Here is a 13,423-nt window from a genome sequence, read left to right as displayed (position 1 = left end):
GTCAGCCCACCACCGCACGCTCGACGATCGCGCCCGTGTCCACCCCCGGTGGCAGCGTCCCGAACGCGATACCCCAGTCGCCACCGAAGCGGGACGCGCAGAACGCGTCCGCCACCGCCGGGTGGCCGTGGCGCACCAGCAACGATCCCTGCAGCACCAACGCCAGCGACTCGACCAGCCGCCGCGCCCGGTACTCGATCCCGCCGAGGTCCGTCAGCTCCTTGCGCACCCGGTCCACCGCGTCGTCCAGCCGCGCGTCGCCACCGGCCGCCTGCTCCACCTCGGCGAAGAACGCCGCCACCGACTCCGGCTGCTTGCCCATCGCCCGCAACGCGTCCAGCGCCGCCACGTTGCCCGACCCCTCCCAGATCGACGACAACGGCGCCTCCCGGTACAGCCGCGGCATGCCCGACTCCTCGACGTACCCGTTGCCCCCGAAGCACTCCAGCGCCTCGGCCGCGTGCATCGGCGCCCGCTTGCACACCCAGTACTTCGACACCGCCAGCCCGAGCCGCCGGAACGCCTGCTCCTGCGCGTCACCCGGCTTGTCACCCGCCGCCGCCAGCCGCATCGCGACCGTCGTCGCCGCTTCCGACTCGACCACCAGATCCGCCAGCACGTTCGCCATCAACGGCTGATCGACCAGCGCCTTGCCGAACGCACGCCGGTGCGTCGCGTGGTGCACCGCGCGCACCGCGCCCAGCCGCATCCCCGACGCACTGCCCAGCGTGCAGTCCAGCCGCGTGTTGTTCACCATCTCGATGATCGTCCGCACCCCGCGGCCCTCCTCGCCGACCAGCCAGCCGACCGCATCGTCGTACTCGACCTCCGACGAAGCGTTCGACCGGTTGCCCAGCTTGTCCTTCAGCCGCTGCAGCCGGATCGCGTTGCGCGAGCCGTCCGGCAGGACACGGGGGAGCAGGAAGCACGACAACCCGCCGGGCGCCTGCGCCAGCGTCAGGAACATGTCCGACATCGGCGCCGACGTGAACCACTTGTGCCCGACCAGGGTGTAGCTGCCGTCCGCCGACGGCGTCGCCGTCGTCGTGTTCGCGCGGACGTCCGAGCCACCCTGCTTCTCGGTCATCGACATCCCCGCGATCAAGCCACGCTTGCCGCTGGGCTCACGCAACCCGAAGTCGTACTCCGTCGCCGCCAGCAGCGGCTCGTACCGCGCCGCCAGCTCCGGATTCGCCCGCAACGCCGGAACCGCCGCGTACGTCATCGAAATCGGGCAGCTGTGCCCGGCCTCGACCTGGCCCCACACGTAGAACTTCGCCGCCCGCGCCGCGTGCGCCCCGGCACGCGAATCCCGCCACGGCGCGCCGTGCAGCCCGTGCGACACCGCCACCTTCATCAGCTCGTGCCAGTACGGGTGGAACTCCACCTCGTCGATCCGGTGGCCGTACCGGTCGTGCGTCCGCAGCACCGGCTCGTTCTCGTTGACCAGCCGGCCCCACTCCTGGGCCTGCTCGCTCCCGGCCAGCCGGCCCAGCTCGTGCACCTCCGCCGCCGCCCACCCGGCACCCGCCCGCTCCAGCCCGGACAGCAACGCCGGATCGTCCGCCACGTCATGACCGGCGAACGGCGGAACCTGGTTGGTGACCTCATGCGTGGCGGGCATCGGAACCTCCTAGAGCGCGGACGACAAACGTGCGAAGCTCGGCGACGTCACCAGCGTTCCCGCTGGTCAACGGCCCGATCAGAACCTCGGCGGCGGCACCCACCAGCGCCGCCGCGGTCAACCGGCCGTCCTGCGGCGGCAACGCCCCCTGGCGCACCCCGGCAGCGACGTGCTCGGCGACGACCTCGGTGAACGCCCGCCGGAACTCCAGCCGCTCGGCGTCGATCAACGGGTCGACCGGCTCGGCCAGCAGCGCATACGCCTGGCGAGGCGCCTTCAGCGCACGCTGGGCGAACGTCTCGAACACCGCCAGGACCCGCTCGGCCGGCTCACCCGGCCGCGCGGACGCCGCCCGGACCGCCTCCACCTCCCGCGTCACGACCTCCCGGAACACGTGCACCACGAGCTCGGCCTTGGTGGGGAAGTGGCGGTAGACGCTGCCCACGGCGACCCCGGCACGCTCGGCGACCGCGGCGACCGAACAGCCGCTGTAGCCGTGTTCGGCCAGCTGGCGCGTCGCCGCGGCGACGATGGTCTCGCGCTGGGCGTCCAGGCGTTCCTGGACTTTCGCGGTGCGGCGGTAGGGCACGCCAAGAAGTGAAGCACTGATTCATTGCTTCAGTCAACGGCTGCCTCGTCAGGCCGCATGCTTGACCAACGCCACCAGATACCGGCATGGCAACGGCCCCGGGTTCGAAAAGACACAGTCCGCCGGCGCACCCAGCTGCAGGCAGTCCCCGGCGTCCAGCTCGTGCACCTGCCCGCCCTCGCGAAACCTCAGGTGCCCCGCCAGCACCCAGATCTGCTGGTGCAGGAACGCATACGTCCCCGCGGCCAGCGGCACCTCCGCGCCGGCGGGCAGCTCGACCTCCACCAGCTCCAGCGGACGCCCGCCGGCGGGGGAGACGGCCCGACGGCGATAGCCCGTGTCCGGATCCACCCACACCGGCTGCTCCGCCGCACGCACCAGCCGCCGCTCGTCACCCTCCGCCCGCGCGATCAGCTCCGACAACGTCATGCCCAGCGCGGCCGACAGTTTCGCCAGCAACGCCGCCGTCGGCTGCACGTCACCCCGCTCGATCTTGCCGATCATCGCCCGCGAAACCCCGGACTGCTCGGCCAGAGCCGCCGAGGAGAGACCCCGGGACGCGCGAGCGGCGTGCACGGTGGCGGCCAGCCGGGCCGTCAATGGATCGGTCATAAATCTGGATACTATAGGAACCAGTATGACTACCATGCGAGCCATGATTCGCGACGCCACCCCCAGCGACGCCGCCGCCTGCGCCGCCCTCTACGCGCCCTACGTCACCGACACCGTCATCTCCTTCGAAACCGAGCCACCCGGCGTCGCCGAGATGGCCCGCCGCATCGCCGGCGCCCACGCCTGGTTCGTCCTCGAAACCGACGGCCACATCGCCGGCTACGCCTACGCCCAGCGCTTCGCCGAACGCGCCGCCTACCGATGGTCGTGCGAAACGAGCATCTACCTCGAACGCGGCCGCCGCCGCACCGGCGCCGGCCGCGCCCTCTACGAGACATTGCTGCAGCGGCTGCAGGAACAGGGGTTCTGCCGAGCCTTCGCCGGCATGACCCTCCCGAACGAAGCCAGCGCCGGACTGCACCGCGCGCTCGGCTTCGAGCCGGCGGGCGTCTACCGCCGCGTCGGCTGGAAGCACGGCGCCTGGCACGACGTCGCCTGGGTCCAGAAAGACCTTCGTGCAACTGAAGGTTGCACATCTCCGCCGCCTGAGCTAACGTGAAACGCAACCAAACGTTGCACAAGGAGACCGCATGGACCACGGCACCCTCGAACGCGAGATCCACATCGACGCCACCCCCGAAGTGGTCTTCGACGTCGTCAGCAGCCCTGAGCACGTCCGCGAATGGTGGCCCGACGAAGCCGAGTACCCGGTCGAACCCGGGGGAGCGGGCCGCATCGGCTTCGGCGGCCAGTGGGTCCAGTTCACCGTCGTCGACGCGATCCCGCCGAAGCTCTTCTCCTTCCGCTGGACCCACCCCGAAGGGGAGACCGCCGCGCCCGGCAACTCGTTCCTCGTCGTCTTCGAACTCGAAGCCGACGGCACCGGAACCCGCCTGCGCATGACCGAAAGCGGCTACCGCGAACGCGGCTGGGACGAAGCCAAGATCGCCGCCGAGTACGCCGACCACGCCGACGGCTGGGACCACTTCCTGTCCCGGCTGCCCGCCTACGCCACCGGGGTCGGAGCCACCCGGTGAGCACCGCCGTCGACGACGACCTCTGGTCGGCCATCGGCGACCCCACCCGCCGCCGCCTGCTCGACCTGCTGCTGAGCCAAGGCGCCGCCACGGCGACCAGCCTCAGCGAACACCTCCCGGTGACCCGCCAGGCCGTCGCCAAGCACCTCGCCGTCCTCGACCGCGCCGGGCTCGTCCACGCCCGCACCACGGGCCGCGAAAAACAGTTCCGCGTGGACGAAACCCAGCTCGCCCGCGCCGTCGCCCAGCTCACCGACGTCGGCAACGCCTGGGACGCCCGGCTCCGCCGCATCAAGCGCATCGCCGAAACCATCGAAAGGAACCGCTAGACCATGGACATCCTGCACCGCATCGGCATCCGCGACAGCACACCGGAGAAGGTCTACGAGGCCCTCACCACGATCGACGGCCTCGCCGGCTGGTGGACCGAGAAGACCGAAGGGGAGACCGGGCTCGGCGGCGTCATCGCGTTCCGCTTCATCCCGGGCGGCTTCGACATGAAGGTCACCGAGCTCGACCCGGGCCGGCTCGTCCGGTGGGAGGTCGTCGACGGGCCACCGGAGTGGATCGGCACGACGATCCGCTGGGTCATCGAGCAGCGCGACGACTACACGATCGTCCTGTTCAAGCACGAAGGCTGGCGCGAGGTCGTCGAATTCATGCACCACTGCAGCACCAAGTGGGCGATCTACCTGATGAGCCTCAAGCAGCTCGTCGAGACCGGGGAAGGCGCCCCGTCGCCGCGGGACGTGATGATCAGCGACTGGCACTGACGTTACTTAACATAATGTCCATTATCGGCACTCGGGCACGTGCTGCGGCGCGAGCCGAGAGGGGCGGAAGATCCTTCCTGACGACGGAGGGATCTTCCGCTTCGCCAGGACGGCTCCTGCTGAGATTTCCTCGCCGGCCGCTGGCCTCTCCGCCTGGAAGCTGCCCTGAGCGAGCCGTCGGGACGTCCCCTGGAGCGGAGGACCCGAGGCGCTGTCACCCGGCCATAAAACGTCACTGTGACGAAATCGGGCTGAGTGATCCCGAGCCCGAACGTCGGCGATACGGCGAAGCCTCCGGCACACTGCGGTCCGGCCAGCCAGCCCGGCTGGACAGGCAAGTCTCCTGGGTCTGCTCGAACATGCGTGCGCATCCCCGCAAAGACGGCCTCAGAGAGGCTCGAACGACTCGATCCGGCGGCCCCGAGCGGTCCCGGATCCCCCGAGCACGGAAACCGGGCTAACCAGGCATTTCATGCATAATCAACATTATGCATGAAATGCTGCGGTGGACCCGGGGCCCGGAATTGTCGGTGGTGTGCGGTACAAGATCCACATGAAGGTTTCCGAGGCCCAGCAAGCCTTCTTCGCCGCCCGCCGTCCCCGCAAGGACTCCCCGCACACGACCGACGCCTACCGCCGGGACCTTGCCGGGATCACCGCTCTCCTGGTTTCGGAGCTGGGCCGCCCGGCCGAGGACCTGGAGGTCGCGGACCTGACGGGTCCGGCGCTGCGGGCGGCGTTCGGCGCGTTCGCGGACGGGCACGCGAAGAGTTCGGTACTGCGTGCCTGGTCGACGTGGAACCAGTTCCTGACGTTCTGCGTGGCGGACGGGTTGCTGGAGGGCAATCCGATGGGTGCGGTGGCGCGGCCGCGGACGCCGGCGTTGACGCCGAAGCCGTTGCGCGGTGAGGAAACCCCGGAGCAGCTGCTGTCGGCGGCGGCCGCGGGTTCGCGGCGGGCGCGGGACCCGTGGCCGGAACGGGACGTGCTGGTGATCGCGCTGGGCCTGGTGGCCGGGTTGCGGGCGGCGGAGATGCGCGCGTTGACGGCGCGTTCGCTCGTGGGGCGCGCCGGTGAGCTGCGGTTGCACGTGAAGGGCAAGGGCAGCCGGGATCGGTCGATTCCGGTGCAGCCGGTGCTGGCGGAGCTGATCGAGCGGTACCGCGAGTCGTGCCGGGTGCGGTTCCCGAACGCGCGGTTCTCCCCTGGTTCGCCGTTGCTGCTGGATCGGGCGGGTGAGCCGATCGGGCGGGGTGCGCTGGAGTACCTGGTGAAGTCGTGTTACCGGGGTGCGGGGTTGCACGACCGGGTGCCGGTGGGGGCGAATCTGCACGCGTTGCGGCACACGTTCGCGACGCGGCTGGCGGAGGACGGGGCGACGGCGTCGGAGATCATGGCGTTGCTGGGGCACGCGAGCTTGGCGACGAGCCAGAACTACATCGAGGCGACGGGCCGGGAGCAGCGGGCGGCGGCGGCGAGCAACCGGACGTACCGGGCGCTGGACGGGTTGGGCTGAGCGGTTGCTTCTCCCCCGTGCGGGTGGTCAGCGCAGCTGTTCGAGGTCCTTGGCGGCGCGGGCGATTTCCTGGGCGAGTCCGCGCAGTTCGCGGGGGTCGGCGCCGTCGTCGGCGGCGGTGACGATGTCTTCGGCGGCGCAGCGCAGCTGGAAGAGGCGGTCCTGGAGGGCGGCGATTTCGGTGTCGGAGAGGACGACGGCGTCTTCGGGGAGGCCGCTGCGCTGCAGGGCGGTGCGTCGTTCGTAGGCGCGTTGGCGGCAGGATTGGCCGCAGTAGCGGCGGCGGCGTCCGACGTTGCCGGCTTCGGGCAGGCGGCGGCCGCACCAGCCGCAGTGCTTCGGGGCGCCGCGGCGGGCGGGGGCGGGTTCGAGCTGGGTCAGTTCGGCGGCTTCCCTCACCCGGGAGACCCTAGCTGGCCATCGTCCGCTCATGCCGGGGTCATGCCGGAAGGGCACACTTGGGGGATGCAGGCGTCGTTTCCGTACCTGGCCGATCCGGTTCCCCGTGCCTTCGCGCACCGGGGGTGGCACCTCGACGAGCTGGAGGGGCTGGAGAATTCGTTGCCGGCGTTCCGGCGGGCGTGCGCGGAGGGGTACCGCTACCTCGAGACGGATGTGCACGCGACGGCGGACGGGGTGGTCGTCGTGCACCACGACGCGAACCTGGACCGGACGACGGACGGGTCGGGGCCGATCGCGGCGCAGACGTGGGCGCAGCTGAAGCACGTCAAGGTGGGTGGGAAGGTTCCGCTGTCGCGGCTGGAGGACGTGCTGGAGGAGCTGCCGGACGCGCGGTTCAACGTGGATGTGAAGGCCGATCGGGCGGTGGAGCCGTTCGTCGAGGTGCTGGAGCGGACGAAGGCACATGACCGGGTGGCGGCGGCCGCGTTTTCGGATGCGCGGCTGGTGCGGTTGCGGAAGCTGGCGGGGCCGAAGCTGGTGACGGCGATGGGGCCGCGGTCGGCGTTCGCGTTGTGGGCGCGCGGGAAGCTGCCGTTGCTGCCGCTGGGCCGGCTGGTGCTGGGGGCGATGGCGCAGGTGCCGGTGCGGCAGGGGGCGTTGCGGGTGGTGGACAAGGCGTTCCTGTCGATCGCGGGGCGGTCCGGGATCGAGGTGCACACGTGGACGATCGACGATCCGGCGGAGATGCGGATGCTGCTGGACCTGGGGGTGCACGGGATCGTGACGGATCGGCCGGACCTGTTGCGTGAGGTGCTGATCGAGCGGGGTGCCTGGCGGCGGTCGCAGGAGGGGTGAGGGGTCAGCGGGGTGGCTTGCCGTTCCAGGCGGCGTCCCAGGTCTTGGGGCCGAGCAGGCCGCTGTCCTTGATGCCGTTGGCGCGCTGGAGGTCGAGGACGGCGGTGCGGGTCTTGTCGTAGTAGCAGCCGGTGCCGGTGAAGCCGTAGCCGAAGGCGTTCATGCGGAGCTGGAAGGCCTTGAGCGGGGCGGCGCAGTCGCCGTAGGAGTAGACGACGCCGGGCCAGGGCGGTTTGGCGCCGCTGCCGGGCGGGGTCGGTGTTCCCCCGATGTAGGCGGATTCGGCGTAGGTGGGGATGCGTTTGCTGCGGGCGTCGGCGTCGGCGGCGAGCTTGAGCATGCCGGCGCACTGCCAGGGCTGCCAGCCGCGCATGCGGTAGAGGTAGAGGGCGCGGTAGTCCTGTTCGGCGGGGGCGGCCTGGTCGGGGCGGCCCTGTCCGCCGACGCTGCGCCAGGTGGGCAGGTCGAATTGGTAGGCGCCGTAGTAGCCGTTGCCGGTGTTGGTGGTGTAGCGGTCGCTCGATTCGCACATGCGCAGCTTGGCCCAGGTGGCCGGCGTGGGGTCGGCGGCGGCGATGGCGGGGACGGTCAGCTGCAGACCCATGGCGGCGAAGACGAGGAGCAGGACTCTCGCGGTGGCGCGTCTCCGGTTCTGGATCATGGGAGCACAGTAGGAGTGTGCCTCTTTGACCACAAGAGACACACTGAGCGCTCCAGTCTCACATGAAACGTCTTCCGGGCCGGTGAGCGACACGCCGTGGGCGGTGGACCGTGATTCGCCCGGAAGTGGGGGTTGATCACGTGGCGACGAACCGGACACGGTTTCGGCGGGTGGCTCACCGGTGTCGTCACGGGCCAGTAGTGTCCGCGCTGACCTGGAACTTTCCGAGGTGAGGAGCCGTGGATGACGCTGGCCGGGACGCGCTCGACCAGGCGCGAGCGCTGGGGCTGGTATTTCTACGACTGGGCGAATTCGCCGTTCTATTCGTCGACGACGACGGTGTTCGGTGCGCTGTCGATGAGCTCGATCGCGGCGGCGGACGCGAAGACGAACTTCACCCTTAACGGGGACCGTCCGTGCACGGACGCGGCGGGCCGGGCGGACACGCTGCACAACTGCGACGTGACGTTGTTCGGGCTGCACTTCCCCGCCGGTTCGGTGTGGGGGTACCTGCTGTCGGTGGCGACGGTGGTGCAGGTGCTGGTGCTGCCGATCGCGGGTGCGGTGGCTGATCGCAGCCACAACAAGCGGCGGATTCTGGGCGGGTTCGCGTTCCTGGGGGCGGCCGCGGCGGCGGCGATGTTCTTCCTGGCGGGCTCGGACTGGCAGCTGGGTGTGGTGCTGTTCGTCGTGGCGAACATCGGGTACGGCGGTTCGCTGGTGATCTACTACTCGTTCCTGGTCGACATCGGCGGGCCGGACGAGCGGGACGACATTTCGGCGAAGGGCTGGGCGTTCGGCTACCTCGGCGGCGGGCTGGCGCTGGCGTTGCAGCTGGGGTTCTACCTGGGGCATGACGCGTTCGGGGTGGACAAGGGTCTCGCGGTGCAGATCTGTTTCCTGACGTCGGGGCTGTGGTGGGCGGTGTTCACGGTGCCGGCGGTGCGGGCGCTCCCCCGTCGCCACACTCCGGTGGACGTCGCGCCCGGGGCGTCGGTGCTGCGGGCGGGGTTCACCGAGCTGAGGCAGACGATCGTGGCGGCGAAGGCGTTTCCGCTGACGCTGGCGTTCCTGGGCAGCTACCTGGTCTTCACCGATGGGATCAACACGGTGGTGACGGTGTCGGCGCAGTACGGCAAGGACGAGCTGGGGTTCGGCGACAGCGTGCTGATCGTGACGATCCTGGTGATCCAGTTCGTGGCGTACCTGGGCGGGACGCTGCACGGGCTGGTGGCGCGGCGGGTCGGGGCGAAGCGGACGATCCTGGGCAGCCTGGTGCTGTGGATCGTCGTGCTGGCCGGGGCGTACTTCGTGCAGCCGAAGCAGCTGCTGCAGTTCGTGGCGGTGGCGGTGGGGATCGGGCTGGTGCTGGGCGGGACGAACGCGCTGTCGCGGTCGTTGTTCAGCCAGATGATCCCGGTGGGCAAGGACGCGCAGTACTACTCGCTCTACGTCGTGGGCGAGCGCGGGACGTCGTGGCTGGGGCCGCTGGTGTTCGCGGGGGTGGGACAGGCGACGGGGTCGTTCCGGCTGGCCATCGTGGCGCTGGTGATCTTCTTCGCGGCCGGGCTGGTGCTGGTGTGGCTGGTGCCGGTGCGGCGGGCGATCGTGGCGGCGGGCAACCGTCCGCCGGAGGTGCTGTAGCGGCCCGATAGGGTCGGGCGTCGTGACCTTGGTGAACGACGCTGTCGGCCCTGACCCCACCGATGCCCTGTCGTCGGTTCCCGCGGCCGGTTCGCGGCGCGGGACGCCGCCGGTGGGCAGGCTGAAGTTCTGCTACGGGCCGATGGACTGCGGGAAGTCGACCCTGGCGCTGCAGATCGACCACAACCACGCGCGGCAGGGCCGGCGCGGGCTGGTGCTGGTGCGGCACGACCGGTCGGGCGCGCCGCAGATCTCGAGCCGGATCGGGCTGACGCGGCAGGCGGTGGAGGTCGGCGAGGACACCGACGTGCGGGAGCTGGTGCGGCGGGAGTGGGCGCGCGGGCAGCACGTGGACTACGTGGTGGTGGACGAGGCGCAGTTCCTCTCCCCCGGGCAGGTCGACCAGCTGGCGGAGCTGGCCGACGAGGTCGAGATCGACGTCTACTGCTTCGGGATCGCGACGGACTTCCGGAGCCGGCTGTTCCCGGGAGCCGCTCGCCTGTTCGAACTGGCGGACGAGCTGCAGCCGGTTCAGGTGGAGGTGCTGTGCTGGTGCGGGCTGCCGGGGCGGTTCAACGCGCGGGTCGTCGACGGCGAGGTGGTGCGCGAGGGGGACACCGTCGTGGTCGCAGATACCGAACAATCCGTAGTTGAATCTTCAGCTTTGGCCGGTTTTGAGGCCGAAAATGCTACTGTGCGTTATCAGGTATTGTGTCGCCGCCACTTTCGAGCGGGTGACTTGGGGCCGGTTACTGGTCGTCACGGTCAGTTACGGTTGACCTGAGACAAGGGCCAGTAGCCCATCCGGGGGATATCCGCACTAAGAAGGCCGTATTGACGTCACGCCGGAGCGCGAAACGCCTCCTACTAGAGGAAGCTGATGCCGTTGGGTGACGCAGCTCATCGTGAGCAAGGACATGGTGTCCCGGGAATCCTCCGGGCCCCCAGGTCGTTGCATAGGGTGAGCATCACCCTGGCTCCACCCGGAGCTGACTGAAAGGACCCCATCATGGCCGACCGTGTTCTTCGTGGAAGCCGGCTGGGAGCGGTCAGCTACGAGACCGACCGCAACCACGACCTCGCCCCACGCCGCACCGTGCGCTACGCCTGCCCGAAGAACCACGAGTTCGAGGTGCCGTTCTCCGACGACGCCGAGATCCCCACGGTCTGGGAGTGCCGCCTGCACGGGAGTGAGTCGGAGATCGTCGATGGCGGGCAGCCCGAGCAGAAGAAGGTCAAGCCGCCGCGCACGCACTGGGACATGCTGCTCGAGCGGCGCACGATCCCGGAGCTCGAGGACCTGCTCAACGAACGTCTCGCCGAGCTGAAGGGCCGCCGGACCTCCCGGTCCGCGTGAACCCTCCGGGCGTCGGCCCGTAGCCACCGCTTCCACCACAACGGAAAGGCCCCCGCGACCTCCCCCCGCGGGGGCCTTTCGCCTACCCGGCCCCCTGGAGCGTTGGGGCCGACCACCCAGGGACGGCACGCGAGCGCCGCCCCTCTCCGAATGCTGGGGTACGCGAATGGGCGCCGGCTTCCGGTGCGTCGCCCGCTCCAGCCGATCAGGACGTCGGACGGAAGGGCCCGTGGAGGGCGGCCCACTGCAGGAGCATGATCGTCTTCGCGTCGGCGATCTCGCCGGTCCCGATCATCTTCATCGCGTCCTCGAAACGCAGCTCCACCACCTCGATGTCCTCCCCTTCCTCGGCGAGGCCGCCGCCCGTGCCGCGGTCGGCCGGGTCGTAGGGGGCCGCGTAGCAGTGCAGGCGCTCGGTCACCGAGCCCGGGCTCGTGTACACGTCGAACACGTGTTCCAGCTCGCCGATGCGGACGCCCGTCTCCTCCTGCGCCTCGCGGCGGATCGCCGTCTCGGCGTCGTCGGTGTCCAGCAGGCCCGCCGCCGTCTCCAGCAACATGCCGTCCGGGTGGTCGTTGACGTACACCGGGTAGCGGAATTGACGGGTCAGCAGCACCGTCGCGCCCGCGCGGTCGTAGAGCAGCACGGTCGCGCCGTTGCCGCGGTCGTAGGTTTCCCGCTGCTCGGTCGTCCAGTGGCCGTCGCGGTGCTGGTAGTCGAACGTCGTGCGGCGCAGCACGTACCAGGCCGACGACAGCAGTTCGACGTCGGTGATCCGGACCCGCGGGTTGCGGTCCAGCCTTGTCGGAGAGGTCATGACCCGACCATAATGTGCATGACTCGGAAGAAACAAGGAGGATTGTGCATGTTGGTCGGGGAACGCCGTGAACTGCTGCTCGCCCGGCTGGCCGCCGACGGCAAGGTGCTGGCCAAGGACGTCGCGGCCGAGCTGGGCGTCTCGGAGGACAGCATCCGCCGCGACCTGCGCGACCTCGCCGCGGCCGGGCTCTGCCAGCGTGTCTACGGCGGCGCACTGCCCGTCTCCCCCGCCGTCGCCGACTACGCGTCCCGGACCTCGATCGCCGTCGGCGGCAAGGACCGGGTCGCCGCCGTCGCCGCGGGGCTGGTCCGGCCCGGCTCGACCGTCATCCTCGACGGCGGCACCACCACCCTCGCCGTCGCCAAGGTCCTGCCGCGCGACCTCGAGGCCACTGTCGTCACGCACAGCCCCACGGTCGCCGTCGCCCTGCTCGAACACGCCGGCATCGAGGTCTTCCTGCTGGGCGGACGCCTGTTCCGGCACTCCGCGGTCACCTGCGGCGCCGCCGCGGCCGAGGCCGCCCAGGCGGTCAGCGCCGACGTCTTCCTGCTCGGTGTGACCGGCGTCCACCCCGACGCCGGGCTCACCACCGGCGACGCCGACGAGGCCGCGATGAAACGCACGCTGGCCCGGCGCGCCGCGGACACCTACGTCCTGGCCAGCGCCGAGAAGATCGGCGCGGCGTCGAGGTTCACCGTCCTGCCGTTCGCCGACGTCGCCGGCGTGATCACCGACGCCGCCGAGGAGAACGTGCAGAAACTTGCAGAGCGGGGTGTGCCGATCCTGCCCGCGTGACGTCGACGTACCACTCGCGGCCCGCGACCAGTCCGAACACCGGCGCCGGCAGCCACACGAGCACCCGCAGCACCGCTGACAGCCGTCCCGTGCCGCGCACGTCGGAGACGTGGGCGGCCAGCGCCGCCTGCTTCCGCGCGGCGAACCGCCGCACGTCGAACCGGTACGTGATGGCCGCCGAGGGGCTGTAGGCGCGGCTCAGCGCGCCGGTGTCGTACCGCAGCGGGATCCGCAGGGCCCCGATCACCCGGACGAGCCGCAGGACGACGTCCCGCGGCAGGGTGGCCTCCAGCAGCCGGGTCCCGGTCAGCCGGGCGGCGCGCCGGGCGACTTCGTGGACCTTGACGTGGTCGCGGTGGCCGTAGCCGCCGTTGGGGTCATAGCCGAGCAGCACGTCGGCCCGTTCCGCGCGCAGCAGGGCGGCGAGCCGGTGCGTGGCCTCTTCGGTGTCCGCGCGGGCGAACCGCTGCCGTCCGGGCGGGTCCGGGAACAGGGCGGGGCCGTGCCCGCTGTCGGCGTAGCCGAGGTGCACGACCCGCCGGACGCCGAGGATCGCCGCGCTCGCCTCGAGCTCCCGCCACCGCGCGGTCGGGTACTCGGCGTCCAGGCCGTCGGTGGCCACGACGACCACCACGCGGTGCCCGTCGGCCGCGGCGCGGGCCAGCGTGCCGCCGGTGAGCAGGACGGGGTCGTCGGCGTGGGCGTGGAAGGCCACGATGGTCGTCATCGCCCCCATGA

Annotated in this window: 17 protein-coding genes; 10 read left to right on the top strand and 7 right to left on the bottom strand. The window is 70.6% G+C overall.

The features are described from left to right. Nucleotide 1 precedes the first annotated feature (1 nt). Genes BT341_RS26740 through BT341_RS26730 form a run of 3 tightly spaced genes read right to left on the bottom strand, consistent with a single transcriptional unit; the run spans nucleotide 2 to nucleotide 2,825 of the window. Nucleotides 2-1,624: an acyl-CoA dehydrogenase family protein gene (locus BT341_RS26740; RefSeq protein WP_072478896.1), complete on the bottom strand. Its 1,623-nt coding sequence runs from the start codon at nucleotides 1,622-1,624 to the stop codon at nucleotides 2-4. Further along, nucleotides 1,608-2,213, bottom strand: a complete 606-nt coding sequence (locus BT341_RS26735) for a TetR/AcrR family transcriptional regulator (protein WP_072478895.1) — start codon at nucleotides 2,211-2,213, stop codon at nucleotides 1,608-1,610. The genes BT341_RS26740 and BT341_RS26735 overlap by 17 nt, the downstream gene beginning before the upstream one ends. Before the next feature lie 48 nt (nucleotides 2,214-2,261). Further along, nucleotides 2,262-2,825: a helix-turn-helix domain-containing protein gene (locus tag BT341_RS26730; protein ID WP_072478894.1), complete on the bottom strand. Its 564-nt coding sequence runs from the start codon at nucleotides 2,823-2,825 to the stop codon at nucleotides 2,262-2,264. Between the two features lie 43 nt (nucleotides 2,826-2,868). Between BT341_RS26730 and BT341_RS26725 the strand changes: the two genes are divergently transcribed. The 5 genes from BT341_RS26725 to BT341_RS26705 all read left to right on the top strand — a co-directional run bounded on the left by BT341_RS26725 (nucleotide 2,869) and on the right by BT341_RS26705 (nucleotide 6,151). Then, entirely contained in the window at nucleotides 2,869-3,384 is a 516-nt protein-coding gene (locus tag BT341_RS26725) for a GNAT family N-acetyltransferase (protein ID WP_072478893.1), read from the top strand. Nucleotides 3,385-3,415: 31 nt separating this feature from the next. Next, entirely contained in the window at nucleotides 3,416-3,862 is a 447-nt protein-coding gene (locus BT341_RS26720; RefSeq protein WP_072478892.1) for an SRPBCC domain-containing protein, read from the top strand. Beyond that, nucleotides 3,859-4,191 (top strand): ArsR/SmtB family transcription factor, encoded by a 333-nt coding sequence (locus tag BT341_RS26715; RefSeq protein ID WP_072478891.1) that lies wholly within the window; start codon nucleotides 3,859-3,861, stop codon nucleotides 4,189-4,191. The genes BT341_RS26720 and BT341_RS26715 overlap by 4 nt, the downstream gene beginning before the upstream one ends. Before the next feature lie 3 nt (nucleotides 4,192-4,194). Continuing rightward, nucleotides 4,195-4,635, top strand: coding sequence for an SRPBCC family protein (locus tag BT341_RS26710; RefSeq protein ID WP_072478890.1), 441 nt, complete (start codon nucleotides 4,195-4,197; stop codon nucleotides 4,633-4,635). A 535-nt stretch (nucleotides 4,636-5,170) separates the two neighbouring features. After that, nucleotides 5,171-6,151, top strand: a complete 981-nt coding sequence (locus BT341_RS26705; RefSeq protein ID WP_072478889.1) for a tyrosine-type recombinase/integrase — start codon at nucleotides 5,171-5,173, stop codon at nucleotides 6,149-6,151. A 27-nt stretch (nucleotides 6,152-6,178) separates the two neighbouring features. Here the strand turns inward: BT341_RS26705 and BT341_RS26700 are convergent, their stop codons facing one another. Next, nucleotides 6,179-6,550, bottom strand: a complete 372-nt coding sequence (locus tag BT341_RS26700) for a hypothetical protein (RefSeq protein WP_072478888.1) — start codon at nucleotides 6,548-6,550, stop codon at nucleotides 6,179-6,181. Nucleotides 6,551-6,616: 66 nt separating this feature from the next. On the opposite strand from BT341_RS26700, the gene BT341_RS26695 reads away from it, so the two are divergent. After that, nucleotides 6,617-7,408: a glycerophosphodiester phosphodiesterase family protein gene (locus BT341_RS26695; protein ID WP_072478887.1), complete on the top strand. Its 792-nt coding sequence runs from the start codon at nucleotides 6,617-6,619 to the stop codon at nucleotides 7,406-7,408. A 4-nt stretch (nucleotides 7,409-7,412) separates the two neighbouring features. On the opposite strand, the gene BT341_RS26690 is transcribed toward BT341_RS26695, so the two are convergent. After that, entirely contained in the window at nucleotides 7,413-8,069 is a 657-nt protein-coding gene (locus tag BT341_RS26690; RefSeq protein WP_072478886.1) for a transglycosylase family protein, read from the bottom strand. A gap of 243 nt (nucleotides 8,070-8,312) precedes the next feature. Here BT341_RS26690 and BT341_RS26685 point away from each other — a divergent pair, with 243 nt between their 5' ends. From BT341_RS26685 to BT341_RS26675, 3 genes are all read left to right on the top strand, one after another. Then, nucleotides 8,313-9,713: an MFS transporter gene (locus BT341_RS26685; protein WP_072478885.1), complete on the top strand. Its 1,401-nt coding sequence runs from the start codon at nucleotides 8,313-8,315 to the stop codon at nucleotides 9,711-9,713. A gap of 22 nt (nucleotides 9,714-9,735) precedes the next feature. Continuing rightward, a complete protein-coding gene (locus tag BT341_RS26680) occupies nucleotides 9,736-10,497 on the top strand; it encodes a thymidine kinase (protein WP_072478884.1) in 762 nt (253 codons plus the stop codon). Between the two features lie 225 nt (nucleotides 10,498-10,722). Beyond that, nucleotides 10,723-11,070: an RNA polymerase-binding protein RbpA gene (locus tag BT341_RS26675; RefSeq protein WP_003081521.1), complete on the top strand. Its 348-nt coding sequence runs from the start codon at nucleotides 10,723-10,725 to the stop codon at nucleotides 11,068-11,070. 205 nt (nucleotides 11,071-11,275) lie between these two features. On the opposite strand, the gene BT341_RS26670 is transcribed toward BT341_RS26675, so the two are convergent. Beyond that, nucleotides 11,276-11,887, bottom strand: coding sequence for an NUDIX domain-containing protein (locus BT341_RS26670; RefSeq protein WP_072478883.1), 612 nt, complete (start codon nucleotides 11,885-11,887; stop codon nucleotides 11,276-11,278). 48 nt (nucleotides 11,888-11,935) lie between these two features. Here BT341_RS26670 and BT341_RS26665 point away from each other — a divergent pair, with 48 nt between their 5' ends. Continuing rightward, the gene (locus BT341_RS26665) at nucleotides 11,936-12,685 is read left to right on the top strand and encodes a DeoR/GlpR family DNA-binding transcription regulator (RefSeq protein ID WP_072478882.1); all 750 of its coding nucleotides are present in this window, start codon (nucleotides 11,936-11,938) and stop codon (nucleotides 12,683-12,685) included. On the opposite strand, the gene BT341_RS26660 is transcribed toward BT341_RS26665, so the two are convergent. After that, nucleotides 12,618-13,412, bottom strand: a complete 795-nt coding sequence (locus tag BT341_RS26660; protein ID WP_072478881.1) for a PIG-L deacetylase family protein — start codon at nucleotides 13,410-13,412, stop codon at nucleotides 12,618-12,620. The two genes, BT341_RS26665 and BT341_RS26660, sit on opposite strands and share 68 nt — an antisense overlap. Nucleotides 13,413-13,423 lie beyond the last annotated feature (11 nt).

It is taken from the genome of Amycolatopsis australiensis (assembly GCF_900119165.1).
GTDB classification, from domain to species: domain Bacteria; phylum Actinomycetota; class Actinomycetes; order Mycobacteriales; family Pseudonocardiaceae; genus Amycolatopsis; species Amycolatopsis australiensis.
Note: the sequence above shows the minus strand (reverse complement) of the source record. Positions and strands in the feature narration are given on the sequence as shown.